Origin of the sequence: Paracoccus pacificus (assembly GCF_042680785.1) — a bacterium.
GTDB classification, from domain to species: Bacteria; Pseudomonadota; Alphaproteobacteria; order Rhodobacterales; family Rhodobacteraceae; genus Paracoccus; species Paracoccus pacificus.
Window position 1 is genome coordinate 417311 of record NZ_JBHUEN010000043.1, and the last position, 26100, is coordinate 443410.

Genomic DNA, 26100 nt, shown 5'->3' on the forward strand with positions numbered 1-26100 from the left:
GGGCTCCTTTACGGGATCAGCGCAAGGCCGCGCGGCAGCAGGTTCAGCGACACTTCGGTGTCCGGCGGCAGGGGCGCGGTATTTTCGTGATCGACGGCGAACAGGCGACCGGCGGCGCTGTCCAGTTCATATTCGATGTGATCGCCCAGATAGGCCGAGGTCAGCACCCGGCCGTTCAGGCCGCCACGTCCCGGCCGGATATTGATCGCGTTCGACCGTACCGCCAGCCGCGCCGGCCCCGGCCGGGCGCCGCCGATCGCGGGCAGCGTCACATCCAGATCCCCGATCCGCACCACGGCGCTGTCGCCATCGACCGAGATGACGCTGGCATCGACCACGCTTGCCTCGCCCATGAAATCGGCGATGAATTCCGAGGCCGGGTTCTGATACAGGTCGCGTGGCGTTCCCGCCTGCGCGATACGGCCCTCGCGCATGACGACGATGCGGTCGGATACCGCCAGCGCCTCTTCCTGATCATGGGTGACATAGACGGCGGTAAAGCCCAGACGCTGCTGCAATTCGCGGATCTCGGTCCTGACCCGGCGGCGCAGGCGCGCGTCAAGGTTCGACAGCGGCTCATCCAGAAGCAGCACCTGAGGTTCAAGCACAAGCGCGCGGGCCACCGCGACGCGCTGCTGCTGGCCGCCCGACAATTCCGACGGCAGACGGTCGCCAAGCCCGGCGAGGCCGACCAGATCAAGACCGCGCTCGGCCTGTTCGCGCGCCTCGGCCGGCTTCAGCCCGCCCGATTCCAGTCCGTAAGCCACGTTCTGGCGCACGCTCATGTGCGGAAACAGCGCATAGGACTGAAACACCATCGAGACGTCGCGCCGGTTCGCCGGCAGGCGTGTCACGTCCTGCCCACCGATCAGCACCTGACCCGAGGTCGGGCTTTCCAGACCGGCGAGCATCCGCAGCGTGGTCGTCTTGCCGCAACCCGACGGGCCAAGCAGGGTGACAAGCTCGCCCGGCGCTATGCTGAGGTTCAGGTCGGGAATGGCGGTGAAGCTGCCAAACCGTTTCATCACGTTGCGAAACTCGACCGCGCCGCGCCGGGTGTCGTTCATGCCGCCTTCTCCTGCAATGTCTGGGCGCGCCGCAGACGGCGTTCACCCACAAGCATCTGAAACCCGCCGATCACGCTGATCATCACCAGAATCAGGACCGAGGAATAGGCGATGGCTACGCCGTATTCGCCGTTCTCGACCAGCCCGACGATATAGGCGGTGGCCATGTTGTATTTCGCGCTGACCAGAAAGATCACCGCCGAGATCGAGGTGATCGCCCGCACGAAGCTGTAGACCAGCGCCGCCAGAATCGCCGGCCGCAAGAGCGGCAGGATCACCCGGCGCAGGGTGCGGCCCGATCCCGCGCCAAGGGTCAGCGACGCCTCGTCCAGGGATCCGTCAAGCTGCGCCATCGCGGCCACGCCGCCGCGCACCCCGACCGGCATGTTGCGGAACACGAAGCACGCGATCAGGATCAGCGCCGTGCCGGTCAGTTGCACCGGCGGCAGGTTGAAGGCCATGATATAGCTGATGCCGATGACGGTGCCGGGGATCGCAAAGCTCATCATCAGCGCGAACTCGAACAGGGCGCGGCCGGGGAAACGCTGCCGCACGATCAGCCAGGCGGTCATCAGACCGACCGCCGCGGTCAGGGGCGCCGCGATCAGCGAGATTTTCATCGTGGTCCAGAAGCTGTTCCATGCGACGCCGGTCCAGCGGATGCTGCCGCCTTCGGTCGAGATGCCGAAGGCCCGGGCGTAATGATCAAGGGTCAGCGTGTGATCAAGGCCCCAGACCTTCACGAAACCGCCAAAGACGATCATCGCGTAGATCGCGACGGCGAAAAAGCTCCACAGGCAAACGATGCCGATGACCGGCACCGCCACCCGGCCCGGCAACAGCGCGTGGCGGCCGCCGTCGCCCTTGCCGGTCACGGTGGCAAAGTTCCGCACGGCCAGCCAGAACCGCTGTGCCAGAAAGGCCGACAGGGTAAAGACCAGCAAAACGCTGGCCAGCACCGCCGCCCGCGCCGGGTCGTTCTGGGCACCGACGACGGCAAAGAATATCTCGGTCGACAGGACCCCGCCCGAACCGCCCAGCACCAGCGGATTGCCGAAATCCGCCATCGATTCGATGAACCCGATCAGGAAGGCATTGGCCAGCCCCGGTGCCATCAGCGGCAGCGACACCTTGCGGAACGTGCGCCACCGGTCGGAGCGCAGGGTCTGGCTGGCCTCTTCCATCGAGGGGCTGACGCCTTCGACGACCCCGATCAGCACCAGAAAGGAAATCGGCGTGAAGCTGAGCATCTGGGCGATCCAGATGCCGGTCAGGCCATAGATCCAGCGGCCAAGCTCCCACCCCGTGGCGGCCTCGATCCATTGCGTGACGGTGCCGGCGCGGCCCAACAGCATGGTCAGCGCAAGGCCGACCACGAAGGGCGGCGTGATGATCGGCAGAACCGTCAGCAGACGCAGTGATTTCTTGAACCGGAAGCCGGTGCGGGTGGCGACCAGCGCAAAGGCCAGCCCCAGCAGCGTGGTGCCCGTGGCGGTGCAGATCGCCAGAAAGAAGGTCCGCCATGCGACGCCGCAATAACCGCCGTAAAGACAGGCCAGCGACCAGATCTTGGGATCGACGATGTTGCGCCTGACGCCTTCGGTGGTGAACGCGCCGTCGAAATCCTGAAACGCGCCGGTGAACATCGAGATGATCGGGTAAAAGACGAAGGTCGTGACCAGCAGAAGGATGGTGGCGATCGCGCCAAGGACAAAGGCGTCACCCTTCAGCGCCCCACGCTCGGCCATGCCGAAGGCGATCATCAGGTTGAAGGCGAAGGCCATCACCACGGCACCGGCGCCGAACGCCTGCTGGCCCGCGACCTCGCCGAAACGCGCCTCGAGCAGGCCCCAGTTCCAGCCGCGCGTGCCGATCGCCAGCCCCTCGGCCACCAGCCAGATCAGACCCGCCGCCCCGATCAGCGCCAGCATCCCGCCGCGCCTGCCCGGCGGCCGAGTCAGGCGGATGGCGATTGCCAGGGCCAGAAGTGCTATGACCGGCCAAAGCTGCCAGCGCCCGGTCGCGGCCTGCACGAGCCCCGGCCACAGCCCGTCGTTGCCGAAGATATCGGACAGCCAGTCGAAGCTGAAAAAACCCGACCGGACCCGATACCACGGCAGCAGCACCAGCGCCAAAAGGCTGGCCGCAAAGACCACATCCAGCCTGCGGTTGTCCTTGTTCATCATCGCGCCCACCGAACCGGAAACAACAGGGGGCGCCCGCAAGGACGCCCCCCGCTTGTCGCATCACTCGGCCGCGCGGCCGCCGACCTCGGCGTCCCAGCGGGCAAGCAGTTCTTTCCGGCGATCGGCTGATCCGTATTCCTCGAAATCATAGTCGATCAGCTTGATCGTGCCCAGATCCGGGGATTGTTCGGGGATCTTGGCGTTCTTGTTCGACGGGATCTGGAATGAGCCGGCCTCGGGCATGATTTCCTGAACTTCCGGCGTCAGCACCCAGTCATAGAAGATTTTGGCCTCGTCGGGATTCTGCGCGCCTTCGATAATCGACATCGAGCCGATCTCGTACCCGGTGCCCTCGCAGGGCGATCCAACCACGATCGGGAAGCCCTCGACGACCTGCGCCACCGCGTCATGCTGGAACACGATGCCAAGGCCGGCCTCGCCCCGCGCCGCCGCCTTGACCGGGGCCGAACCCGACTTGGTGTATTGCGAGATATTCGCGTTCAGTTTCTTCAGATAGTCGAAGGCCTGATCCTCGCCCATCAACTGAACCAGCGTCGCCAGCGTCGTATAGGCGGTGCCGGACGAATTCGGGTCGGCGATCTGGATTTCGCCTTTCAGCGACGGGTCCAGCAGATCGGCCCAGCATTCGGGCGGCTTGATGCCCTTCTTCTCGAAAATATCCTTGTTATAGCCCCAGCCGAGCGCGCCGGAATAGACGCCGATGGTGCGAAAGCCCGAGACTTCGGCCTGCTTCACCGCCCAGTCGCGCATCTGGTCCAGCATCGGGGATTTGTATTCGGCGGTCAGCCCGTCCGCGGCGGCCTGCAAATGCGGATCACCCGTGCCGGCCCACCACAGGTCGGTCTGCGGATTGCGGTTTTCGGCCCGGATCTTGGCATAGGCCTCGCCCGAGGACAGCCGGACCATGTTCACGTCGATGTCCGAATGGGTCTTTTCGAACTCGGTGACCAGCCGTTCGCAGATCACCACATCGGCCGAGCAGATCAGGTTCAGCTCTGCCGCGCCGGCCGCGGCCGGCAACAGGACGGTTCCGCACAGAATTGCGATCGTGGTTCTATTCATCATTTCCTCCCTTTGCTCTTGCCAGAGCCGCGCTTTGCACACCTGTGCATCAGGTTGCGAGGCGAAAGGATCGTTGTCAACGAAAGATTATGGCTCTATGCCGGGGCTGACGGTATCAATTGATGTAAAGCTGTTCACTGAATCGGCGACTCTCGCGGACGGACAGGGGCGGAATGCGGCGCGTAACGGTAAGCGCACAGGATGTTGCGGATCTGGCGGGCGTGTCGCGCGCGGCGGTGTCGCGTACCTTCACCCCCGGCGCCAGCGTCTCGGCCGAGACGCGGGCCAAGGTGCATGCCGCCGCCGACCGGCTGGGCTATCACGTCAACCACCTTGCACGCGGGCTGATCCGGTCCGAAACCGGTCTGGTCGCGCTGATCGCGTCCGAGATCAACACCCCCTATCGCGCCAAACTTCTGGCGGCGCTGACGATGCGGTTGCAAGAGGCCGGCAAGGTCGCGCTGCTGATCAACACCGACCGCTCCGACGACAGCGTGGAACAGGCGCTGCGCCGGGCGATTTCGTACCGGACCGATGCGGCGGTGGTGCTGTCGGGGATGCCGCCGCTGTCGCTGGCCGAAACCTGCCTTCAATACGGCATGCGGCTGGTGCTGATAAACCGCGACGAACTGCGCCCCGGATCGCTTCGGATCAGCCTTGACGAGCAGGGGGCGGGGCGGCAGGCGTTTTCGGTGCTGGTCGCGGCCGGGTGCAGGCGGCTGGCGCTTGCCACCTCCAAGGCCGGAACGCCCAGCCTGACCGGGCGCGAGGCGGGCTTTCTGGCCGCCGCGCGGGACGCCGGGCTTCAGCCGGTTGTCGAGGCGCGCGGCCTGACCAATTATCAGACCGGGCTTGATATCGGCACCAATCTGATGACCCGGACTGACCGGCCCGATGGTATATTCTGCACGACCGACCAGATCGCATGCGGCGTGCTTGATGCCGTGCGCCACAGGTTCAATGTCGAGGTGCCGCGCCAGCTTTCGCTGATCGGCTTCGACGACATCGCGCAGGCGGAATGGGAAAGCTACAACCTGACCACCTTCCGCCAGCCGGTCGAGGAAATCGCCGATGAGGCCGTTCGCTGGCTGGCGACCGATGCGCAAAACCCGGTCGGGACGGTCTGCCCCCACGCCAAGCTGATCTGGCGCGGCACGGTGCGGCAGGGGGGAAAACCCGCCTGAAACCGCCTGCCGGAACCGGCCGGGCGCCGCCCTACCGCAAATGATCGGCGCTGTCACAATCGTCCCTCGATTTTTACCCCGTGCGGGATTAGTATCGTGGAGCGTGTGCGGCTTTGCCGTATGCCCGTAAAAGTGTTGAAGATCAGATCAGTTACCAGCCAACGGGGGCTTCAGATGACACTTAATCAACAACCGGGAATAGGTTCCGCAACTTCCGACCCCGCCTTGCGGGTTCTGGCCGAAAACTGGTGGGTGCCGCTTTTGCGCGGGATCGCCGGGATATTGCTGGGGCTTTTGGCGCTGTTCATGCCGGGCGCGACGCTGGCCAGCCTGCTGCTGGTGTTCGGCGTGTTCGCGGTCGTCGATGGTGTGCTGGCGATCGTGATGGGTTTCCGGCGCCGGTCCCATGACGATCAGTGGTGGTCATGGGCGCTTGACGGGGTGCTGAGCATCATCATCGGCCTGATGGCATTGTTCTGGCCCGCCGCCACGGCGCTGGCCTTTGTCATCTGGATCGCGGCATGGGCGGTCGTCGGCGGGGTGCTGCGCATCATCGCCGCGATCCGGCTGCGTCACGAAATCGAAGGCGAATGGGCACTTGGCCTGTCCGGGCTGCTGTCGATCATCTTCGGTATCCTGATCATGGTGGCGCCCGACGCCGGGCTTATCAGCATCGTCTGGCTGATCGGTATCTTTGCGCTGATCTTCGGCGTCTCGATGGTGATGCTGGCGTTCCGCCTGCGCAGCCTGAAGCCGTAAACGCGGGGACGGCACCCGCGCCCGACGAGCTAGCATATCTCCGGGTGCGTAATCCGATCCGGTCGCCCACGCTGTTGGGCGGCCTTCCCCCGGCAATGCGGCGGATTCAGCGCCAGCCCAGACGGTCCCGCCGCCGGAAAGGGCGCCCCAGCATCGCCGCCAGTATCCAGCCCAGCACAAAGCCGATCCCGCCCGCCGCCAGCCCGGCGAAACTGACCGGCACCGCGGGCACGAAATCAGCCCATGTCGCACGCAGCGTCTGCATGTCGCCCAGACGGTGCGGCAGCAACATGCGTTCAAGCGGCGAGGCTGTGCGCAGTAACGTCAGGTCGCCCGACAGCTTGTCCAGCCGCGCGAAGGTCTGGCGCATGTCGCCCTGATGCGCGGTCTGAAAGTCGGAGCCTGACAGGTCCGATAACGCCTGTTCGCGCGTGTATCCGGCCTTTTCGGCGCTGGCATCGAAATCCGCGGCGACGGCCTGAAGGGCATCGACCTGACCGCCCAGCCTTTGGACATACTGGTCCGAAAAGGCCGGGAACTGCGACAGGACCGCACCCAGCGCCAGCGCCGGGATCAGGCGCAGGATCGACATCAGGCGAAAGCCGCGGCTTTGACCGGCGCGTATATCTCGGCCAGCCGGTTGACGGCGGCCTCGGCGCTCAGCTCTTCGGATTCGCCGGTGCGGCGGCTGGTCAGCTCGACGGTGTTACTGGCCAACCCGCGCGGCCCCACCGTGATCCGCCAGGGCAGACCGATCAGGTCCATGGTGGCGAATTTCGCCCCGGCGCGCTCGTCGCGATCGTCGTAAAGCGGATCCAGCCCCTTCGCCTTCAATTCGCGGTAAAGCGCCTCGCAAGCGCTGTCGGTGGATGCGTCGCCCTGTTTGAGGTTGACGATGCCGACGTCGAACGGGGTCACGCCCTCGGGCCAGATGATGCCCTTGTCGTCATGGTTGGCCTCGATGATGGCGCCGACGAGGCGCGACACACCGATGCCGTGGCTGCCCATGTGAACCGGCGTGCGGGCGCCGTCCGGGCCGACGACCGTCGCCCCCATAGGTTCGGAATATTTGGTGCCGAAGTAGAAGATCTGCCCCACCTCGATGCCGCGCGCGGTGCGGCGGCGTTCCTCGGGGACCTTGGCGAAGACAGCCTCGTCATGGGTTTCGTCGGTGCGGGCGTAACGGCTGGTGAACTCTTCCAGCACGCCCTGCAACTGTTCGACATTGTCATAATCGATCTCGCGGTCGCCGAATTTCAGGTCGGTGATCTCGCTGTCATAAAAGACCTCGGACTCGCCGGTATCGGCGAGGACCAGAAATTCATGGGTGTCGTCGCCGCCGATCGGGCCGGAATCGGCGCGCATCGGGATCGCCTGCAGGCCCATGCGTTCATAGGTGCGCAGATAGCTGACCAGATGCCGGTTATAGGCGTGAAGCGCGTCCTCTTTCGTAAGGTCGAAGTTATAGCCGTCCTTCATCAGGAACTCGCGGCCGCGCATGACGCCGAAGCGGGGGCGCACCTCGTCGCGGAATTTCCACTGGATGTGATACAGCGTCAGCGGCAGATCCTTGTAGCTGTTCACATGGCTGCGGAAGATGTCGGTGATCATCTCCTCATTCGTCGGGCCATACAGCATTTCGCGCTTGTGGCGGTCGGTGATGCGCAGAAGCTCGTCGCCATAGGCGTCATAGCGGCCGCTTTCGCGCCACAGCTCCGCCGATTGCAGCGTCGGCATCAAAAGCGGGATATGACCGGCGCGCTGCTGTTCCTCGTTCACGATCTGCTCGATCCGGTTCAATACCTTGAAGCCCAGCGGCAGCCAGGAATAGATCCCCGCCGCCTGCTGCTTGACCATGCCTGCGCGCAGCATCAGCCGGTGGCTGGCGATCTGCGCATCTGCGGGGGTTTCCTTGAGGACAGGCAGAAAATAGCGCGAAAGACGCATGATAAGACCCTTGGAGCAATGCTTGAAACCGATTAACTGACGGCGAGCCTCGCGGCAACCGGCATTGCTTGCATCGGCGGTGTGAAACCGCGAATGTCGGTCGGAACAGGTCAGGAGAGGGTAATGCAGATTCCGGTACACAAGCAGGTCTGGATCTGGGGCACGGCGCTGTTCGCCGTGCTTTTGATGCTGTGGCTGCTGGGTAATGCGATCATGCCGTTCCTGCTGGGTGCGGCGGTGGCCTATCTGATGGACCCGGTCGCGGACCGGCTGGAACGTCTCGGCCTGTCGCGGACCTTGTCGGTCATCGTGATCTCGGTCGTGGCGGCGGCATTGTTCATCCTTGTGATCCTGTTCGTGCTGCCGATCATCTTCCGCCAGATCACCCAGTTGATCGAGGCGATGCCGGGCATGATGCAGCAGGTACAGGGCTGGCTGACCGCGCAATTCCCCGAACTCGTCCCGGCCGATGGCACGCTGCGCAGCGTGATCTCGCAGTTTGGATCGCGGTTGAGCGAGCTTTCGGCGAATATCCTGTCGACGGTGATGGGGTCGGTGGTCAGTCTGGTGTCGCTGATCACGCTTTTCGTGATCGTGCCGGTGGTGGCGTTCTACCTGCTGCTGGACTGGGACCACATGGTTGCCCGCATCGACCAGCTTTTGCCGCGCGAGCATGCGCCCACGCTGCGGCGGTTGTTCCGCGACATCGACAAGGCGCTGTCGGGATTCGTGCGCGGGCAGGGGCTGGTGGTCCTGATACTGGGGACGTTCTATTCGGTTTCGCTGGGGCTTATCGGGCTGCCTTTCGGGGTGGGTATCGGGGCGATGGCGGCGATGCTGGGCTTTATCCCCTATGTCGGGGTGCTGATCGGCGGGGCGACGGCCATCGGCGTGGCCCTGTTCAGCTTTTGGGGCGACTGGCTGTGGATCGGCGCGGTCATCGCGGTTTTCGCCTTCGGCCAGATGGTCGAGGGCAATTATCTGCAACCCAAGATCGTCGGCGGGCAGGTGGGGCTTCACCCGGTCTGGCTGATGCTGGCGCTGACCGTCTTTGGCACCATGTTCGGCTTTGTCGGGCTGCTGGCCGCGGTGCCGATTGCGGCATCGCTTGGGGTTCTGGTGCGTTTCGCCGCCGAACGTTACCGCGAAAGCGCGCTTTATACCGGCAAGGAAGTCCCACCCCCGCCGCCGCAGCCGGTGCCGATCGAACTGGTTCCGCGCGGCACCATCGCGCGTGAGCGTGAGGCGGCCGAAATGGCGGCAGAAAGCAAACTGGTCGAGTTGCGGCTGGAAAACGCCGTCGAGGAAGCGAAGATGAAGCCGAAGGATGCGAAGGGAAAACCCAAGGGCGCGCACCAGAGCTGAGACCGCGAATGACCGGGCAAATTCCGCTTGATCTGCGCGTTCCGCCTGCGCTCGGGCGCGAGGATTATCTGATTGCGCCCTCGAACGCGGCTGCGGTGGCGATGCTTGACGCGCCCCGCGACTGGCCCGGCGGCCGGCTTTTGCTGATCGGTCCGGCCGGCGCCGGCAAGTCGCATCTGGCCGGGATCTGGGCGGCCGGGGCCGATGCGCAGGTTCTGGACGGCCCGGCGCTTGATGCGGGCGCGGTCGCGGCGCTGGCCGGCGCGGCCCGGCCGGTGCTGATCGAAGATGCCGACGGTCCGTTGGGCGCCGCCGCCGAGGAGGCGCTTTTTCATTTGTGGAATCTCAGCGGCCCGGCGCGGCCCCTGCTGATCACCGCGCGCCGTCCGCCCCGGGACTGGGGGCTTTCGCTTGCCGATCTTCGCTCGCGTCTCGATACGGCGGCGCAGGCGCGGCTGGAGGCGCCCGATGATGGGCTGTTGCGGGCGGTGCTGGTCAAACTGTTCGCCGACCGTCAGATCGTCATATCGGCCGCGCTGGTCGACTGGCTCGCCCAAAGAATGGAGCGTTCGCTGGGCGATGCCCGGGCGCTGGTCGCGGCGGTGGATCAGGCGGCGCTTGCGCGCAAGGCGCCGGTGACGCGGGCGCTACTTGCAGAAGTACTTGAAATCACCCGACGTTTCGCCCTTGACGGCAACGGCGCGGCATTGCAACAGGATCGGTGATGGGGTTTTTCGATTTTCTCGGCGCGCTCGGCTATTCCGACGCAGATGTGCAGCGCATGAACCGGCGCCGCCGGTTTATCCTGAAGCCGTTCAAGAAGGATATCGAAGGGGCGCGGGTGCTGGATCTGGGCGCCCATGACGGCCGCTGGGCCTATGCGCTTGCGGCGGCCGGGGCGACCGAGGTCGTGGCGATCGAGGCGCGGCCGGAACTGGTTGCCGCCTATGCGGATTTTCCCGAATCTGACTGGAAGGGGCGGGTCACCCTGCGGCAGGGCGATCTTTACGACGGGCTCGACGGGCTGGAACGCGACGGCGAACGGTTCGATGTCGTCGCCCTTTATGGCATTTATTACCACGTCATGGACCATTTCCGGCTGTTGCGGCAGGCCACGGCACTTGGCGCGAAGCTGATCATCATCGACAGCGAGTTCATCACCGCCGAAAATCCGATGATCCAGCTTGTCCGTGAGCGTACCGACAACGACCTGAACGCGGCGCCGCAGGCCGAGGGGCAGGAAACCGCCATCATCGGCATCCCCAGTACCGCCGCGATGGAGCGGATGGCCGACGCGTTGGGTCTTGGCTGCGAATGGGTGAACTGGGACGAACTGCCGCCTGCGCGGCGGGTCAGCGTCGCCGATTACTACCGCACCACGCCAAAGCGCCGCCGCACCTGCGCGCTGCGCCCCAAAGGCGCCATTCCGCCCGGCCTCGAGACATGAAACCCCGACACGACGATGACCAAGGCTGATTTCCTCAAGACCCCGATCCCTGAGCCGACGGTATTGCCGGGCGGCGTGCCCGAAGGGCCGGCGCGGTTCTTCAACCGCGAACTAAGCTGGCTCGCGTTCAACTGGCGGGTTCTGGACGAGGCGCGCAACGATCGCGTCCCGCTGTTGGAACGGGTGCGGTTTCTGTCGATCAGCGCCACCAACCTTGACGAATTCTATACCGTCCGCGTTGCCGGCCTGCGGGAATGGGTCCGCGAGGGCAACAGCCAGTTGTCCGACGACGGCCTGACCCCGGTCGAGCAACTGGCGCTGATCAACGCCGATGCGCGCCGTCTGATGGGCGTGCAGCAAACCGTGTGGAACCGGCTGCGCCGCGAGATGGAGGCGCAGAATATCGCGATCCTGTCCCGGTCGCGCGTCACCCGCGCGGACGAGGCGTTCCTGCGGCGGTATTTTCAGGAACAGGTTCTGCCGATCCTGTCGCCGATGGCCATCGACCCCGCGCACCCGTTTCCCTTCATCCCGAACGCCGGGCTTTCGCTTGGTCTGGAACTGGCGCGCGAAAGCGATGGCCGTCAGATGCAGGCATTGCTGCCGATCCCGCAGCAGGTGGCGCGGTTCATCGCCCTGCCGGGGAATGAGCGGTTCCTGCGGCTGGAGGATCTGCTGCTGATGAACCTCGGCAGCCTGTTCCCCGGCTATCGCGACGTCGGGCACTGCATCTTCCGGGTGCTGCGCGACAGCGATCTGGAGGTCGAGGACGAAGCCGAGGATCTGGTTCGGGAATTTGAAACCGCGCTGAAGCGCCGCCGCCGGGGCAGCGTGATCCGGCTCAAGCTCAGCTCGGGCACGCCCGACCGGCTGCGGCGGCTGATCATGCAGGAACTGCACGTCACCACCGACGAGATGGTCGAGGTCGAGGGGCTGGTCGGCATGGCCGATGTGCGCGAACTGATCCTCGACAACCGCCGCGACCTGCAATGGCCGAACTTTACCCCGCGGGTGCCCGAGCGGGTTCAGGATCATGACGGCGACATGTTCGCGGCGATCCGGCAAAAGGACGTGCTGCTGCATCACCCCTATGAGACCTTCGACATGGTGGTGCGCTATCTTCAGCAGGCGGCGCGCGACCCGGACGTTCTGGCGATCAAGCAGACCCTGTACCGCACCAGCCGCGACAGCCCGATCGTCGAGGCGTTGTGCGAGGCTGCCGAGGCGGGCAAATCCGTCACCGCGCTGGTCGAGTTGAAGGCGCGCTTCGACGAGGCCGCGAACATCCGCCAGTCGCGCCGGCTGGAACGCTCGGGCGCGCATGTGGTCTATGGTTTCGTGCAATACAAGACCCACGCCAAGATCAGCACCGTGGTCCGGCGCGAGGGCGACTCGCTGGTGACCTATACCCATTACGGCACCGGCAATTATCACCCGATCACGGCGCGGATCTATACCGACCTGTCGCTGTTCACCTGCGATCCGGCGCTGGGGCGTGACGCGACCAAGGTGTTCAACTACCTGTCCGGCTATGTTCAGCCCGAGGGGCTGGAAAACCTTGCCATCAGCCCGATCGACATGAAGGACCGTCTGCTCGACCTGATCGCGCGCGAGGCCGATATGGCGCGTCGCGGCAGGCCCGCGGCGATCTGGGCCAAGATGAACAGCATGATCGAGCCCGACATCATCGACGCGCTTTATGCCGCCAGTCAGGCCGGGGTGCGGATCGACCTCGTGGTGCGCGGGATTTGCGGGCTGCGGCCCGGAATTGCCGGACTGTCGGAAAATATCCGGGTCAAATCCATCGTCGGGCGGTTTCTGGAACATTCGCGAATCGTCTGTTTCGGCAACGGCCACGGCCTGCCCAGCAAGAAGGCGCGGGTGTTCATCAGTTCGGCCGACTGGATGGGGCGCAACCTGTCGCGGCGGGTCGAAACGCTGGTCGAATGCCTGAACGACACGGTGAAGGCGCAGATCGTCAGCCAGATCATGGCCGCGAATATGGCCGATGAGGCGCAAAGCTGGTTGCTGCAACCTGACGGACGCTTCCTGCGTTACCTGCCCGACGGCAGGGACGACCTGTTTTCCTGTCACCGGTTCTTCATGGAAAACCCGTCATTGTCGGGTCGGGGTTCGGCCGGGGCGCGCGACGTCCCTGCGCTGACACACGGTCAGGATTGAACCCCTGCACACCGCAGGGCTAGAGAGAAATGCGTGACGGGGAATCGAAGGATGCCGATATGAACCGAGTCAAAACCGCCTCGGGTGGAAAGTTTGAGCCTTTTGGGCGCCCGATCTTTCCAAAGCCCTCGGCCCGGTCGCTGAAGCGCGTGGGCGTGGTCGATGTCGGCTCGAACTCGGTTCGTATGGTGGTGTTCGACGGCGCCGCCCGGTCGCCCGCCTATTTTTATAACGAAAAGGTCATGGCCGGGCTTGGCGATGGTCTGGCCCGCACCGGCATTCTGAACCCCAAGGGTGTCGAACGCGCGCTGTCGGCGCTGCGCCGATTTGCGCTGATCGCCGATGCGATGGAGATCGAACAACTGACCTGCGTGGCCACCGCCGCCGTGCGCGAGGCCGCGAATGGCGACGAATTTCGCCGCGAGGTCGAGAAACAGACCGGGCTGAAGCTGTGGGTGGTCAGCGGCGAGGAAGAGGCGAACCTGTCGGCGCAGGGCGTGGCGCTGGGCTGGCCCGAGGCTTCCGGTCTGGTCTGCGACATCGGCGGCAGCTCGATGGAGCTGGCCGAGCTTTCGGGCGGCAAGGTCGGGCGCTGCGTCACCTCGCCGCTGGGGCCGTTCCGCCTGCAACAGGTCGAAGGCGGCGACAAGGCGCTGAAAAAGCATATTGCCGGCATCGTCGAGGGACTGGCCGCCGAAATGGGCACCGACCACGACACGATCTTTCTGGTCGGCGGATCCTGGCGGGCCATCGCGCGGCTGGACATGGAACGGACCGGCTATCCGATGACGGTTCTGCATGAATACCGGATGAACCCCGCCGCCATCGACGAGACGGTGAACTGGATCGCCGAAAGCGACCCCAACGAATTGCGCTCGCGGGTCGGCATATCCTCGGCGCGGATGGAGCTTGTGCCGCTGGCCAGCAAGGTCCTGCGTCAGTTGGTCGAGACGTTCCAGCCCAAGGAAATCGCGATATCCTCATACGGTATCCGCGAGGGCATGCTGTACGAACAGATGTCCACCGCGCTGCGCAAGCGCGATCCGCTGATCGAGGCCGCGCGGTTTTCCGAAAAGCAGATGTCGCGCATGCCGGGTTTCGGCAAAAAGCTGTATGCGTTTCTGCAACCCCTGTTCGCCGATGTGACGCCCGAGCGTGACCGGCTGATCCGCGCCGCCTGTCTTTTGCACGACACCGCGTGGCGCGCGCACCCCGACTATCGCGCCGACGCCTGTTTCGACAATGTGACCCGCGCCAACATGGCCGCGATCTCACACCCCGAGCGGGTGTTCGTGGGGCTGGCGCTGCTGCATCGCTATAAGAACAGCCGCAACAACTCACCGATGGCGCCGCTGTTCAAGCTGCTGACCGACGAGCAGATCCGGGATGCCGAGGTGCTGGGCAAGGCGATGCGCTTTGGCGCCATGTTCGCGGTGAAGGATCCCGAATCCGCCGGTACTTTGAAATTCAACGACAAGACCAATACGCTGCGTCTGAACCTGACGAAAAAGGGCAGGGCGCTGTTCGGAGAGGTCGCCGATGCGCGGTTCCGCTCGCTCGCCGGGTCATTGAACGCAACCGCCGAGGTGCAGGGGATATGACGCCAACCATCAACGTGATCTTCGAGGAATGGGCCGATCAGGCGCTTGGCCTGCCCAGCTATGAAACGGCGGGCGCGGCTGGTGCCGACGTGCGCGCGCAATTCGCCGACCGGCAGCCGGTGATCCTTGCCCCGGGTGAGCGGCGGTTGATCCCGACCGGGCTGCGCATCGAGATTCCGCTTGGCTATGAGGTGCAGATCCGCCCCCGTTCGGGTCTGGCCCTGAAAGAGGGCATCAGCCTGCCGAACGCGCCGGGGACGATCGACAGCGACTATCGCGGCCCGCTTGGGGTGATCCTGATCAATCTGGGCGCGGAGCCGGTCACGATCGAGCATGGCCAGCGCATCGCGCAGATGGTCGTCGCGCCGGTCGTTCAGGCCGGCTTCCGGCAGGTGCGGGAACTGGGTGAGACCGAACGCGGTCAGGGCGGCTTCGGCTCGACCGGGCGGGGATAGCCGTGGCGGCCGCGCTGATACTGGTCGCGGCGACGGGTCTGGCGCTTTGGCGCGGCTGGGCGGTCATGGCGAGTATTGCGGCGGCCTCAGTGGTGATCGCCGGGCTGCGGATCGCGGCGCCGGGGTTGGCCGGGTCGATTCCGGGGCAGGCGCGGCATTGGCTGGTGCTGGCCGGAATCGCGGCGATCCTGCAGGTTTATCTGTGGGGGCTCGGTTGGGTTCGGCGCCGGGCCGACACGGGCGACTCGCGCGACACACATCAGCCGCCCCCCGATGCGCCGCCCACCCATGCGCCTTCAGCCGTTCCCGGGCGGTTGAGCGGGGCCGAGCTTGACCGCTATGCCCGCCACATCACCCTGCGCGAGCTTGGCGGACCGGGCCAGCAGCGGCTGTCCCGGGCGCGGGTCGCGGTGATCGGGGCGGGGGGGCTTGGCGCGCCGGTCCTGATGTATCTGACGGCGGCGGGTGTCGGACGGATCACGGTGATCGACGACGATGCCGTCAGCCTGTCGAACCTGCAACGGCAGGTGATCTTCGACACCGATCAGGTCGGCCAGCCGAAAACCGGGGCGGCGATAGCGCGTCTGCGGGCCCTGAACCCGCATGTCGAGGTCACCGGCGTCGCCCGGCGTCTGGACGATGCCAATGCCGAGGGTTTGCTGGCCGGTCATGACCTGATCATCGACGGCAGCGACAGCTTTGCGACCCGCGCCGCCGTCAACCGCGCCGCCGTGACGCTTGGCATCCCGCTGCTCAGCGGTGCCATCGTCCAGTGGGAGGGGCAGGTGACCCTGTACGATCCCGCCCGCGGCGCGCCGTGCATGGCCTGCATTTTCCCCGAACCCCCCGCGCAGGGCCTTGCCCCGTCCTGCGCCGAGGTCGGTGTGGTCGGCGCCCTGCCGGGGGTCGTGGGCAGCCTGATGGCGCTGGAGGCGATCAAGGAAATCGGCGGGACCGGCGGGCAGGATCTGCGGGGGCGGCTGATGATCTTTGACGGGCTGTGGTCCGAAACCCGCACCATCGCGGTCGAAAGGCGCACCGATTGCCCGGTCTGCGGGGGGCTGGCGCAGACCAAGGCGGGGCGATAGGCTTTGCCCGCCCGCAGCAGGGCCATTTGCGAAGGGGCAAAGATGGCTGACAGTTCCGACAAGACGACCGCAATCAATCCGCAATTGACCGACTGGACCGGCCCGCTTGGCCTGCCGCGTTTCGACCTGATCCGGGATGCCGATTTCGCCCCCGCCTTCGATGCCACGCTGGCCGAAGCCGAGCGGGCGGTCGAGATGATCGCCGCCAATCCCGAACCGGCCAGCTTTGACAACACCATCGCCGCGCTGGAACTGGCCGAAGAGCCGCTGAACAAGGTAGCGGCGGTGTTCTACACGCTCGCCTCGGCCGACGCCAACCCCGACCGGCAGGCGTTGGAGCGTGATCTGGCCCCGCGCATGGCCGCGCATAACACCCGTATCGTCATGGACCCGCGCCTGTTTGCCCGCATTCAGGCGGTTTCGGACGCCCCCGACGCGCTGAACCCCGAACAGGCCCGCGTGACCGAACTATACCTGCGCGATTTCCGCCGCGCCGGTGCCGCACTGACCGGGCCCAAGCGCGACCGTATGGCCGCCATCCGGGAACGGCTGGCGGTGCTGTCGAACCAGTTTTCGCAGAACGTGCTGGCGGATGAGCGGGATTATGTCCTGCCGCTGACCGAAGCCGATCTGGACGGGCTGCCGCAATCGCTGCGCGACATGATGGCGGCGGCGGCGCGCGAACGCGGGATCAAAGGTTATGCGCTGACGCTCGGCCGCTCGCTGATCGTGCCGTTTCTGGAATATTCGGCGCGGCGCGACCTGCGCGAAATCGCGTGGCGCGCATGGACCGGGCGCGGTGACGGCACGGGTGCGGGCGGGGACGCGACGGACAACCGCCGGATCGCGGCGGAAATCCTGCAATTGCGCCACGAACGGGCGCAACTTCTGGGCTATGCCGACTTTGCCGCTTTCAAGCTGGAACCCGAGATGGCCGGCAGCGCCGACCGGGTCCGCGATCTGCTGATGCAGGTCTGGGGCCCCGCCCGCGCCCGCGCCGAGGCGGATGCCGCGCGCCTGACCGAAATGCTGCACGCCGATGGCGTCAACGGCGTGCTGGAGCCGTGGGACTGGCGCTTCTACGCCCGGCAGCGGCGCGGCGCCGAACACGCCATCGACCCCGAGGAGGTCAAGCCCTACCTGACGCTCGACGCCATGCTGGGCGCGGTGTTCGACGTGGCCGGGCGCCTTTACGGGCTGAGCTTTGTCCCCGTTGCGGCACCGCTTTGGCGCCCCGAGGTGCGCGCCTGGGACGTTCTGCGCGGTGACCGGCATATGGCGACCTTCGTCGGCGATTATTTCGCCCGGCCCTCGAAGCGGTCGGGGGCGTGGTGCTCGTCCTTGCAGGTCCAGCGGCTGATGGCCCCCGACCAGCGCGCCATCGTGACGAATATCTGCAACTTCACCCCGCCGAGCCAACCCGGAGCGCCCGCGTTCCTGTCCTGGGACGATGCCCGCACGCTGTTTCATGAATTCGGCCACGCGACGCACCACATCCTGTCGAACGTGACATATCCGTCGATCTCGGGCACTTCGGTCGCGCGCGATTTCGTCGAACTGCCCAGCCAGCTTTACGAACATTGGCTGTCGGTGCCCGAGATTCTGGCCAAGCACGCCCGCCACGCCCAAACGGGTGAGCCGATGCCCGACGCGCTGCGCGAACGGCTGCTGGCGGCGGCCAATGCCGATGCGGGGTTCTCGACCGTCGAATATCTGGCTTCGGCGCTGGTCGATCTGGATTTTCACGATGGCCCGCCGCCTGCCGATCCGATGGCGCGGCAGGCCGAGGTGCTGGCCGAACTGGATCTGCCGCACGCCATTCCGATGCGTCACGCCACCCCGCATTTCGCCCATGTCTTTTCCGGCGACGGATATTCCAGCGGCTATTACAGCTATATGTGGTCGGAACTGATGGATGCCGACGCCTTTGCCGCTTTCGAGGAAGCCGGCGATCCCTTCGATCCGCCGACCGCCCGGCGGCTGGAGGAAACGATCCTGTCGCAGGGCGGATCCGAGCCCGCCGACCAGCTTTGGACGCGGTTCCGGGGCCGCATGCCGGGGGTGGAGCCGCTGTTGAAAGGACGCGGGCTGACGGCGGGTTGACGGCCTGGTGACGGCCCGGTGTCGGCGGGAAGTCGGGGTGTGGTGACGATGCGGGGAACGCAAGCCGCCCGCCGCGGGTTGGCCCTGAACAGAAGGAGGCACGCCATGACACCGAAAACCCTGCCGCTTTTGGGGCTGCCGTTGCTGCTGCTGGCCTGCGTCGACGCCGCCCCGACACCCGCGCCGACGCCCGCTCAGCCGCCCGGTCAGCCTGCTTCCCCGCTGGGGCTCGCCGGATCATACAATCTTGATCCCGCTGCCTGCGCCAATCCCGGCACGGGCGAGGGGCGGCTGATCATCGCGGGGCGCAGCCTGCAGTTCTATGAATCGCAATGCACGACAGCCTCCAGCACAGCCGTGAACGGCGGCGGCACCGCCCTGACGCTGAACTGTCAGGGCGAGGGGGAAACCTGGTCGCGGCAGGTCGTGCTGACACCGAATGCGATCGGGTTGACGCTGGCCGAGGCGGGGCGCCCGACATTCACCTATCGACGCTGTTCCTAGCCTCGCCGCTGGTGTGGTCGTGGTCCTGCCAGACATCCTTGTGGATGATCACATAGGAATCGGGCAATTCCCGCAGGATCGCGGCGCGCAGCCCGGCGCCGATGTCATGGGCGGTCTTCAGCGGCTGGGTGCCGTCCAGCTCGACATGCAGGTGAATGAAGTTCCGGCTGCCCGACCGGCGCGTCTGCAGGTCGTGCCAGCCCAGAACACCGGGCCATGAATCCGCCAGCCGGGTGACGGTCGCGATCACCTCGGGGTCGGCCTGATGATCCATCAGCGCGTTCCATGCCGAGCCGCCCTGCTGCGCGGCGCTGCGGATCATATAGGCGGCGGCGATCAGCCCGATGACCGCATCGGCATGGGTCCAGCCGAGGCGCTGGGACAGTTGCAGCGCCAAAATGGCCCCCATCGAGGGCAACAGATCGGACAGGTAATGTAGCCGGTCCGCCGCCACGACCTGATTGCCGGTCTTTCGCACCACATGGCTTTGCCACGCGACCAGACAGAATGTGATCAGCATGGACAGCAGCATCGCGGCGCTGCCGGCAGTCTCGTTGGCAAGGGTCGGCGGCGTGCTGGACATCAGCCGCCCGATCGACAGCCATGCGATGACCCCGGCCGATCCCAGCACCAGAAGCGACTGGGCGAGGACGGCAAGATCCTCGACCGCGTGATGGCCGAAACTGTGTTCGTCATCCTCGGGCTTGGCGGCATAGATGATCGCGGCCAGCGCCGCGGCCGACATCAGCAGGTCAAGCGCGCTGTCGGCAAGCGAGGTGGCGACGGCAAGCGAGCCGGTCTGCCACAGCGCCCAGACCTTCATGCCGGTCAGAAGAACCGCGACGCTAAGCGATCCGATCCCGGCGGAAACCGCCAGCCGGATGTCGGGCTTCGGCGAGGAATGCGCGGCGTTCATTCCCGGATTTCATCCGGATCGACGCCCCATAGCGACGTTTTCCGCACCCAGCCCTTTTCGCCGCCGGCGGTGATCTGGCACCAATCCGGGTTGCACGCACCAAGCCGGCCGATCACGCCGGCCTCGGCGCGTGCGACGACCTGCGCCTGCGGATCGGGGCGCGCCAGAAGGTCGGTCATGTCATCCAGAACGATCGCGGTGCGCACGCCCGACAGCAGCGCGTAATGCACCCAGCCCCCGGCGCCGTCCCGGTCCTCGACCCGGCGCCAATGGCCGAATTCGGCGGTGACGCGCAGCGGCATGCCGGCATGGCGAAATACCCAGTCGACGCGATGGGTCAGGGATGGTCCGCGACGGGCGTTGCCCTCGGACCCTTTCAGGCTGACATAGCGCGGGATCGGCAGATTGGTGACGCTGCCGCGATCCGGCCTTCGCTGCTCGGCGGGCGGGCTGATCGGGGCCGGCGCGGTCTGTTCGATCGCCTCGACCGCCGTTTCCGCCGCGCTGCCTTTGGCGGCGGGGTCGCCGGTCTGGGCATGCGCGGGGCGCAGCTCGGCCGAGGCCAATGTCATCAGCGCGGCGGCCACCACCCCCGCGATAATGGTTTTCCAATGCCCGCCGCGATATGCTTCGCTGTCGGGCCGAATGCCTTTGTCGGACATATGCGGGCGCCTTTGTCCCATTGCTCTGCCTATGCACGGGGTCTTGTGCCGACCCCTGTTGCGCGGCAGTTTGCCAAATAACCGCCGACGATGGAAGATGCGGAAAGCCCATCCGCCAAGGATTAACGCCCGATGTCCCCAGCCAACCGCCTGAAAGTCACCGTGACCCGCCGCTTGCCGCAGCCGGTCGAGACGCGCATGCAGGAACTGTTCGACGTGACGCTTGCGCCGTCCGAGGATGCGCGGATGGACCGGGATCAGATCGTCGACGCGATGCGCCGGTCCGACGTGCTTGTGCCGGTGGTGGCCGACAGGATCGACGCGGGCATGCTGGCGCAGGCGGGCGACAAGCTGAAGCTGATCGCGAATTATGGCGCCGGGGTGGATCACATCGACGTCCATTCGGCCCGGCAACGCGGCATTCTGGTCAGCAATACCCCCGGTGTGGTGACCGAGGACACCGCCGACATGACCCTTGCGCTGATCCTTGCCGTGACCCGCCGCATACCCGAGGGGCAGGCCGTGATGCAGGCGGGCGAGTGGCGCGGCTGGGCGCCGACCGCCTTTCTGGGCGGCCGGGTCGGCGGGCGGCGTCTTGGCATCCTTGGCATGGGCCGGATCGGGCAGGCGGTCGCGCGCCGCGCCCGCGCCTTCGGCATGCAGATCCATTACCACAACCGCCGCCGCCTGCGCCCCGAGATCGAGCAAGAGCTGGACGCGACATGGTGGGAAAGCCTTGATCAGATGGTCAGCCGCATGGACATCATCAGCATCAACGCGCCCCATACCCCCAGTACATTCCATCTGATGAACGCCCGGCGGCTGAAGCTGATGAAGCCGACGGCGGTGATCGTGAACACTTCGCGCGGCGAGGTCATCGACGAAAACGCGCTGACCCGGATGCTGCGCGCGGGCGAGATCGCGGGCGCGGGGCTTGATGTGTTCGAGCACGGCCATCAGATCAACCCGCGGCTTCGGGCGCTGCCGAATGTCGTCCTGCTTCCCCATATGGGCAGCGCCACGGTCGAGGGCCGGGCCGAGATGGGCGAGAAAGTCATCATCAACATCAAGACCTTCGCCGACGGTCACCGGCCGCCGGATCTGGTCCTGCCGTCGATGCTGTAGAAAGCCGCCGAGGGGGTCAGCGGTAAAGCTGATCCTCGGCCGGAAAATCGCGGCTGCGGACTTCGGCGGCATAGCGTGCGATGGCCGCGTCGATGTCGCGCCCGATCTCGGCATAGCGTTTCACGAATTTGGGCGTCCGCGCGTTCATCCCCAGCATGTCGTCAAGCACCAGAATCTGCCCGTCGCATTCGGCCGAGGCGCCTATGCCGATGGTCGGGATCGGCACCGCTTCGGTCAATTGCCGGGCAAGCGGCGCGACCACCCCCTCGATCACCAGCGAGAACGCCCCCGCATCGGCGACGGCGCGGGCATCGGCCAGATGCGCGGGCCAACTGGCTTCGTCGCGCCCCTGCGTCTTGAAACCGCCCATGATGTTCGTCGACTGCGGGGTCAGGCCGATATGGGCCATCACCGGAATCCCGCGCTCGGTCAGAAACCGGATCGTGTCGGCCATGCGGGCCCCGCCTTCCAGCTTGACCGCCGCGCAGCCGGTTTCGGCGATGACGCGGGCGGCGTTGCCAAACGCCTGCTGGGGGCTTTCTTCGTAGCTGCCGAACGGCATATCGACGACGACCAGCGCCCGACGGCTGCCGCGCATGACCGCCCGCCCGTGCAGGATCATCATCTCCAGCGTCACGCCAAGGGTGCTGTCCATGCCGTGGACCACCATGCCAAGGCTGTCACCGACAAGGATCACGTCGGCATGGGCATCGACGATCCGGGCCATCGGCGCGGTATAGGCGGTCAGCGCGACGATCGGCTCGGCACCTTTGCGCGCGGCGATCTGGGGCACGGTCATGCGGCGAAGCGGGGCATCGACTGTGGCCGGGCCGTTCGCGGCGGTCGTGGCGGCGGGACGGGCGGACATGCGGGCGCTCCTTTCAGAGATGGATGACGCGCTGGTCGATCAGCAGTACCTCGCCAAAGCGGACGGCCAGAAGAACAACCACCGGACGGTCGATCGCGGTGACGCGGGACAGGTCGGCGGCATCGCGGATGTCGACCGATTGCACATCGGCGCGCGGCTCGGCCGTCAGGATGCGCGTGACCTCGCGGCGGAGGGTCGTCACGCCGGCACCGGCGGCGACCATCGTTCCGGCCCGGTCCAGCGCCCGGCTGAGGACGGTTGCGGCGGCGCGGTCCGGTGGTGTCAGACGCCGGTTGCGCGAGGACATCGCCAGCCCGTCGGCTTCGCGCACGGTCGGCACGGCGATGATCTCGACCGGGATGTCCAGATCCGCGACCATCTGCCGGATCAGGGTCAGTTGCTGATAATCCTTTTCGCCGAAGGTGGCGGCGTCAGGTTCGACGATATTGAAAAGTTTCGTCACCACCGTCGACACACCGCGGAAATGGCCGGGGCGCAGCCGGCCCATCAGAATGCGCGACAGCGTCGTGACCTCGACCACGGTCTGCGCCCCGGGTCGATAGATCTCGTCGACCGGCGGCAGGAACACGGCGTCGCATCCCACGGCGCGCAACTGGGCAAGATCGTCATCCTCGTCGCGGGGATAATTCGCCAGATCGGTTTTCCGGTCGAATTGCATGGGGTTGACGAAGATCGAGGTGACGACCCTGCCGCCGCCGCGCCGATCCAGCCAGTCGCGGGCGCGCGCGACCAGCGTCAGATGCCCGTCGTGCAATCCGCCCATGGTCGGCACCAGAACGACCCCCTGCCGATCGGCCCGCCAGGATGCCACGCAATCGCGCATGTCCTGCCTGCTGCGGCAAATCCGCATTTCTTCCCCCCGCAACCGGGCGCCAGACCCGAAGATGCCCGACAACCTAGCGGATCGGTGCGGTTTCACGCAAGTGCTGCGGCGCAGCATGTCGTTTTTGGCTGCCAAAGGTCGGGCCGATAAGCTCACCCGGCGCTGGCTCTGGCAGTAACGGAGCTGGAACAGGGTGAAGGAGTGGCCCGGATGAAGACGCAGACGAAGGTTCTGGTGGTGGGCGGCGGCGCGGTCGGCTGCGGCATCGCGCTGGCGCTGGCAAAGGCCGGGTGGGAAACGATGCTGGTCGAGCGGGACGAGCTGACGGCGGGGTCAACCTGGCATGCGGCGGGTCTTTTGCCATTGTTCAACATGGGCTACGCGACCGGGCATATTCATGATTTTTCGGTCAAGCTTTATGCCGGGCTCGAGGCCGAAACCGGGCTGAACGCGGGCTTTACCCGCTGCGGCAACCTGCGCATGGCCCAGACTGATGCGCGGATGGACGAATACAAGCTTTATTCCTCGACCGCCGAAACCATCGGGATCGAACATCAGTTCCTGACCCCTGCGCAGATCAGGGAACGCTGGCCGCTGGTCCGCACCGAGGATCTGAAGGGCGCGCTGTTCCACCCGACCGACGGCTATATCAACCCCGCCGATGTCACGCAGGCGATGGCCAAGGGCGCCCGCATGGCCGGCGCGGTGATCGAACGCCGTGTGCAGGTCAACGCCTATCGCTGGACCGGCAGCGAATGGATCGTCGAATGTGAGCGTATGGTCGAGAAGGGTGGCAACCTCGTGCCCTCGGGCGAGATCTTCGAGATCCGGGCCGAGCATGTCGTCACCGCGACCGGCAACCATGCCCAACGGACCGCGCGGCTTCTGGGCATCAAGATCCCCGCCATCCCGGTCGAGCACCAGTATATCGTGACCGAACCCGACCCGGCGCTTGCCGCCTGGCGCGCCGAGGGCAACCCCGAACATCCCGTTTTGCGCGATGCCGACGCGAAATGGTATGTGCGCGAGGAACGCGGCGGCTGGATCCTTGGCCCGTATGAGAAGAACGCGCCGGCGCGCTTTCTGTATGACGTTCCCGACAGTTTCCGCGCCGATCTGTTCCCCCTTGATCTGGAGCGGATCGAGGAAGAATACATGTCCTTCATCCACCGCATCCCAACCTCCGAGACGGTGGGTCTCAAGGACGATTTCAACGGCCCCATCTGCTATACGCCCGACGGCAACCCGCTGGTCGGACCGGCGCCGGGTCTGCGCAACATGTGGCTGGCCGAGGGCTTCAGCTTTGGCATCACCGCCGCCGGGGGTACCGGGCATTATCTGGCGCAGATGATGACCGAAGGCGAGGCCGAGATCGACATGGCCGCGCTTGATCCGCGCCGGTTCGGGTCATGGATGACCACCGAATATGCCGCGCGGAAGAACGAGGAATGTTATGACCACGTTTTCATCCTGCATCACCCGGACGAAGAACGCCCCGCCTGCCGGCCGCTGCGCACCTCGCCCGCCTATGACCGGCAGAAATCGCGCGGGGCGCAATTCGGGCAGGTGAACGGCTGGGAGCGGCCGAATTACTTTGGCCCGGTCGACGCGCCGGAAAACTTCGACCACGACGCCCGCAGCTTCCGGCGCGGCGGGTGGTGGCAATACGCCCGGGCCGAGGCCGAGGCGGTGCGCAACGCAGCCGGCCTGATCGACGCGACCGCATTTGCCAAGCATCGCGTGTCGGGACCCGGTGCGACGGCGTTTCTGGACTGGTTCACCACCAACAAGCTGCCGAAGGTCGGGCGCATCAACCTGACCTATGCGCTGACCGAAACCGGCACGACGCGGACCGAATACACCATCGTCCGGCGGGCCGAGGATGATTATTATCTGGTGTCGGCCGGGGCATGGGCCGATTACGACCGCGACAACCTGCTGAAATCGGTTCAGGATTTCATGGCGGCGGGCGGTGATTTCGTCAGCGTTCAGGATGTGACCACGCAATGGGGCGTTTTCGCCATCGCCGGACCGGCCTCCCGCGATGTTCTGGCGCGCCTGATCCGCGATGCCGATCCGGCGACCGCGCTGTCGAACAAGCGGTTCCCATGGCTGTCGGCGAAGGATATCGAGTTGGGCATGGTCCCGGTCATGGCGATCCGCGTGGCCTATACGGGTGAACTCGGTTGGGAATTGCACCACCCGATCGAGATGCAGAACCACCTGTTCGACCGTCTGATGGAAGCGGGCGAGCCCTTGGGTCTGAAGCTGGTCGGCGCGCGGGCGCAGAACTGGCTGCGGCAGGAAAAATCATACCGCGCCTTCGGCACCGAGCTTGGCCGCGACGCGACCCCGCTGGAGGCCGGGCTGGACCGCTTTGTCGATCTGGACAAGGATTTCAGGGGCAAACAGGCAATGCTGGACAAGGGCATCCGCAGCGCCTGCGTGACCCTGCTGATCGACGGGCCGGCCGATGCCGACCCATGGGGGCGCGAGGGTGTGTTCCTGGACGGCAAGCGCGTCGGCCGGCTGACCTCGGGCGGCTATTCGGTCGCCTTCGGCAAACAGATCGGCATGGGCTATGTCCGCCCCGATCTGGCCGCTGCCGGGACCCGGGTAAAGGTCCGCATGCTGGGCGATCTTTACGACGCCGAAGTGACCGAGGATTCGCCCTATGATCCCGGCAACGAACGGATCCGCCAGAACGGCTGATCC

At 65.8% G+C, this 26100-nt stretch carries 22 protein-coding genes; 13 read left to right on the plus strand and 9 right to left on the minus strand.

Annotated elements, in window-relative coordinates; translation table 11 throughout:
- Positions 1 to 8: 8 nt before the first annotated feature.
- From ACFSCT_RS14505 to ACFSCT_RS14515, 3 genes are all read right to left on the minus strand, one after another.
- Positions 9 to 1067: an ABC transporter ATP-binding protein gene (locus ACFSCT_RS14505; RefSeq protein ID WP_379143864.1), complete on the minus strand. Its 1059-nt coding sequence runs from the start codon at positions 1065 to 1067 to the stop codon at positions 9 to 11.
- A complete protein-coding gene (locus tag ACFSCT_RS14510; protein ID WP_379143865.1) occupies positions 1064 to 3250 on the minus strand; it encodes an ABC transporter permease in 2187 nt (728 codons plus the stop codon). The genes ACFSCT_RS14505 and ACFSCT_RS14510 overlap by 4 nt, the downstream gene beginning before the upstream one ends.
- Positions 3251 to 3313: 63 nt before the next feature.
- Complete coding sequence (locus ACFSCT_RS14515) at positions 3314 to 4336, minus strand: ABC transporter substrate-binding protein (RefSeq protein WP_379143867.1); 1023 nt, start codon at positions 4334 to 4336, stop codon at positions 3314 to 3316.
- A 173-nt stretch (positions 4337 to 4509) separates the two neighbouring features.
- Here ACFSCT_RS14515 and ACFSCT_RS14520 point away from each other — a divergent pair, with 173 nt between their 5' ends.
- Positions 4510 to 5520, plus strand: a complete 1011-nt coding sequence (locus tag ACFSCT_RS14520) for a LacI family DNA-binding transcriptional regulator (RefSeq protein WP_379143868.1) — start codon at positions 4510 to 4512, stop codon at positions 5518 to 5520.
- 174 nt (positions 5521 to 5694) lie between these two features.
- A complete protein-coding gene (locus ACFSCT_RS14525; RefSeq protein ID WP_379143869.1) occupies positions 5695 to 6279 on the plus strand; it encodes an HdeD family acid-resistance protein in 585 nt (194 codons plus the stop codon).
- 106 nt (positions 6280 to 6385) lie between these two features.
- On the opposite strand, the gene ACFSCT_RS14530 is transcribed toward ACFSCT_RS14525, so the two are convergent.
- Together ACFSCT_RS14530 and proS are read right to left on the minus strand one after the other, a co-directional pair.
- Entirely contained in the window at positions 6386 to 6871 is a 486-nt protein-coding gene (locus ACFSCT_RS14530) for a DUF2937 family protein (protein WP_379143871.1), read from the minus strand.
- Positions 6871 to 8226 carry a proline--tRNA ligase gene (proS, locus tag ACFSCT_RS14535; RefSeq protein WP_379143873.1) on the minus strand — a complete coding sequence of 452 codons (1356 nt, stop codon included), beginning with the start codon at positions 8224 to 8226 and terminating at the stop codon, positions 6871 to 6873. Before proS ends, ACFSCT_RS14530 begins: the two co-directional genes overlap by 1 nt.
- Positions 8227 to 8349: 123 nt before the next feature.
- Here proS and ACFSCT_RS14540 point away from each other — a divergent pair, with 123 nt between their 5' ends.
- The 9 genes from ACFSCT_RS14540 (at position 8350) to ACFSCT_RS14580 (ending at position 18970) form a co-directional block, all read left to right on the plus strand.
- The gene (locus ACFSCT_RS14540; protein WP_379143874.1) at positions 8350 to 9591 is read left to right on the plus strand and encodes an AI-2E family transporter; all 1242 of its coding nucleotides are present in this window, start codon (positions 8350 to 8352) and stop codon (positions 9589 to 9591) included.
- Between the two features lie 8 nt (positions 9592 to 9599).
- Positions 9600 to 10316: a P-loop NTPase family protein gene (locus ACFSCT_RS14545; RefSeq protein WP_379143875.1), complete on the plus strand. Its 717-nt coding sequence runs from the start codon at positions 9600 to 9602 to the stop codon at positions 10314 to 10316.
- Positions 10316 to 11038, plus strand: coding sequence for a class I SAM-dependent methyltransferase (locus tag ACFSCT_RS14550; protein WP_379143877.1), 723 nt, complete (start codon positions 10316 to 10318; stop codon positions 11036 to 11038). Before ACFSCT_RS14545 ends, ACFSCT_RS14550 begins: the two co-directional genes overlap by 1 nt.
- 15 nt (positions 11039 to 11053) lie before the next feature.
- On the plus strand, positions 11054 to 13219 hold the full coding sequence (locus ACFSCT_RS14555) for an RNA degradosome polyphosphate kinase (RefSeq protein ID WP_379143878.1): 2166 nt from the start codon (positions 11054 to 11056) through the stop codon (positions 13217 to 13219).
- A 59-nt stretch (positions 13220 to 13278) separates the two neighbouring features.
- Positions 13279 to 14820 (plus strand): Ppx/GppA family phosphatase, encoded by a 1542-nt coding sequence (locus ACFSCT_RS14560; protein ID WP_379143880.1) that lies wholly within the window; start codon positions 13279 to 13281, stop codon positions 14818 to 14820.
- Positions 14817 to 15275, plus strand: a complete 459-nt coding sequence (gene dut, locus ACFSCT_RS14565) for a dUTP diphosphatase (protein WP_379143881.1) — start codon at positions 14817 to 14819, stop codon at positions 15273 to 15275. The genes ACFSCT_RS14560 and dut overlap by 4 nt, the downstream gene beginning before the upstream one ends.
- 2 nt (positions 15276 to 15277) lie before the next feature.
- Positions 15278 to 16363 carry a HesA/MoeB/ThiF family protein gene (locus tag ACFSCT_RS14570; protein ID WP_379143883.1) on the plus strand — a complete coding sequence of 362 codons (1086 nt, stop codon included), beginning with the start codon at positions 15278 to 15280 and terminating at the stop codon, positions 16361 to 16363.
- 42 nt (positions 16364 to 16405) lie between these two features.
- The gene (locus ACFSCT_RS14575; protein WP_379143885.1) at positions 16406 to 18466 is read left to right on the plus strand and encodes a M3 family metallopeptidase; all 2061 of its coding nucleotides are present in this window, start codon (positions 16406 to 16408) and stop codon (positions 18464 to 18466) included.
- Positions 18467 to 18571: 105 nt separating this feature from the next.
- The gene (locus ACFSCT_RS14580; protein ID WP_379143886.1) at positions 18572 to 18970 is read left to right on the plus strand and encodes a hypothetical protein; all 399 of its coding nucleotides are present in this window, start codon (positions 18572 to 18574) and stop codon (positions 18968 to 18970) included.
- Here the strand turns inward: ACFSCT_RS14580 and ACFSCT_RS14585 are convergent.
- Both ACFSCT_RS14585 and ACFSCT_RS14590 read right to left on the minus strand, forming a co-directional pair.
- Entirely contained in the window at positions 18948 to 19886 is a 939-nt protein-coding gene (locus ACFSCT_RS14585) for a cation diffusion facilitator family transporter (RefSeq protein WP_379143888.1), read from the minus strand. The two genes, ACFSCT_RS14580 and ACFSCT_RS14585, sit on opposite strands and share 23 nt — an antisense overlap.
- Positions 19883 to 20548 (minus strand): SH3 domain-containing protein, encoded by a 666-nt coding sequence (locus tag ACFSCT_RS14590; RefSeq protein WP_379143890.1) that lies wholly within the window; start codon positions 20546 to 20548, stop codon positions 19883 to 19885. The genes ACFSCT_RS14585 and ACFSCT_RS14590 overlap by 4 nt, the downstream gene beginning before the upstream one ends.
- Before the next feature lie 132 nt (positions 20549 to 20680).
- Between ACFSCT_RS14590 and ACFSCT_RS14595 the strand changes: the two genes are divergently transcribed.
- The gene (locus tag ACFSCT_RS14595) at positions 20681 to 21673 is read left to right on the plus strand and encodes a 2-hydroxyacid dehydrogenase (RefSeq protein WP_379143892.1); all 993 of its coding nucleotides are present in this window, start codon (positions 20681 to 20683) and stop codon (positions 21671 to 21673) included.
- A gap of 16 nt (positions 21674 to 21689) precedes the next feature.
- On the opposite strand, the gene panB is transcribed toward ACFSCT_RS14595, so the two are convergent.
- Both panB and panC read right to left on the minus strand, forming a co-directional pair.
- Positions 21690 to 22541, minus strand: a complete 852-nt coding sequence (panB, locus tag ACFSCT_RS14600; RefSeq protein WP_379143893.1) for a 3-methyl-2-oxobutanoate hydroxymethyltransferase — start codon at positions 22539 to 22541, stop codon at positions 21690 to 21692.
- Between the two features lie 13 nt (positions 22542 to 22554).
- Complete coding sequence (gene panC, locus ACFSCT_RS14605; RefSeq protein ID WP_379143894.1) at positions 22555 to 23412, minus strand: pantoate--beta-alanine ligase; 858 nt, start codon at positions 23410 to 23412, stop codon at positions 22555 to 22557.
- A 183-nt stretch (positions 23413 to 23595) separates the two neighbouring features.
- On the opposite strand from panC, the gene ACFSCT_RS14610 reads away from it, so the two are divergent.
- Complete coding sequence (locus ACFSCT_RS14610) at positions 23596 to 26097, plus strand: GcvT family protein (RefSeq protein ID WP_379143895.1); 2502 nt, start codon at positions 23596 to 23598, stop codon at positions 26095 to 26097.
- The last annotated feature ends 3 nt before the right edge of the window (positions 26098 to 26100 follow it).

Coding starts and splice junctions, on each gene's coding strand:
- ACFSCT_RS14505 (WP_379143864.1), bottom strand. CDS start 1,067: ATGAACGACACCCGGCGCGGCGCGGTCGAGTTTCGCAACGTGATGAAA.
- ACFSCT_RS14510 (WP_379143865.1), bottom strand. CDS start 3,250: ATGAACAAGGACAACCGCAGGCTGGATGTGGTCTTTGCGGCCAGCCTT.
- ACFSCT_RS14515 (WP_379143867.1), bottom strand. CDS start 4,336: ATGAATAGAACCACGATCGCAATTCTGTGCGGAACCGTCCTGTTGCCG.
- ACFSCT_RS14520 (WP_379143868.1), top strand. CDS start 4,510: ATGCGGCGCGTAACGGTAAGCGCACAGGATGTTGCGGATCTGGCGGGC.
- ACFSCT_RS14525 (WP_379143869.1), top strand. CDS start 5,695: ATGACACTTAATCAACAACCGGGAATAGGTTCCGCAACTTCCGACCCC.
- ACFSCT_RS14530 (WP_379143871.1), bottom strand. CDS start 6,871: ATGTCGATCCTGCGCCTGATCCCGGCGCTGGCGCTGGGTGCGGTCCTG.
- proS (WP_379143873.1), bottom strand. CDS start 8,226: ATGCGTCTTTCGCGCTATTTTCTGCCTGTCCTCAAGGAAACCCCCGCA.
- ACFSCT_RS14540 (WP_379143874.1), top strand. CDS start 8,350: ATGCAGATTCCGGTACACAAGCAGGTCTGGATCTGGGGCACGGCGCTG.
- ACFSCT_RS14545 (WP_379143875.1), top strand. CDS start 9,600: ATGACCGGGCAAATTCCGCTTGATCTGCGCGTTCCGCCTGCGCTCGGG.
- ACFSCT_RS14550 (WP_379143877.1), top strand. CDS start 10,316: ATGGGGTTTTTCGATTTTCTCGGCGCGCTCGGCTATTCCGACGCAGAT.
- ACFSCT_RS14555 (WP_379143878.1), top strand. CDS start 11,054: ATGACCAAGGCTGATTTCCTCAAGACCCCGATCCCTGAGCCGACGGTA.
- ACFSCT_RS14560 (WP_379143880.1), top strand. CDS start 13,279: ATGAACCGAGTCAAAACCGCCTCGGGTGGAAAGTTTGAGCCTTTTGGG.
- dut (WP_379143881.1), top strand. CDS start 14,817: ATGACGCCAACCATCAACGTGATCTTCGAGGAATGGGCCGATCAGGCG.
- ACFSCT_RS14575 (WP_379143885.1), top strand. CDS start 16,406: ATGGCTGACAGTTCCGACAAGACGACCGCAATCAATCCGCAATTGACC.
- ACFSCT_RS14580 (WP_379143886.1), top strand. CDS start 18,572: ATGACACCGAAAACCCTGCCGCTTTTGGGGCTGCCGTTGCTGCTGCTG.
- ACFSCT_RS14585 (WP_379143888.1), bottom strand. CDS start 19,886: ATGAACGCCGCGCATTCCTCGCCGAAGCCCGACATCCGGCTGGCGGTT.
- ACFSCT_RS14590 (WP_379143890.1), bottom strand. CDS start 20,548: ATGTCCGACAAAGGCATTCGGCCCGACAGCGAAGCATATCGCGGCGGG.
- ACFSCT_RS14595 (WP_379143892.1), top strand. CDS start 20,681: ATGTCCCCAGCCAACCGCCTGAAAGTCACCGTGACCCGCCGCTTGCCG.
- panB (WP_379143893.1), bottom strand. CDS start 22,541: ATGTCCGCCCGTCCCGCCGCCACGACCGCCGCGAACGGCCCGGCCACA.
- panC (WP_379143894.1), bottom strand. CDS start 23,412: ATGCGGATTTGCCGCAGCAGGCAGGACATGCGCGATTGCGTGGCATCC.
- ACFSCT_RS14610 (WP_379143895.1), top strand. CDS start 23,596: ATGAAGACGCAGACGAAGGTTCTGGTGGTGGGCGGCGGCGCGGTCGGC.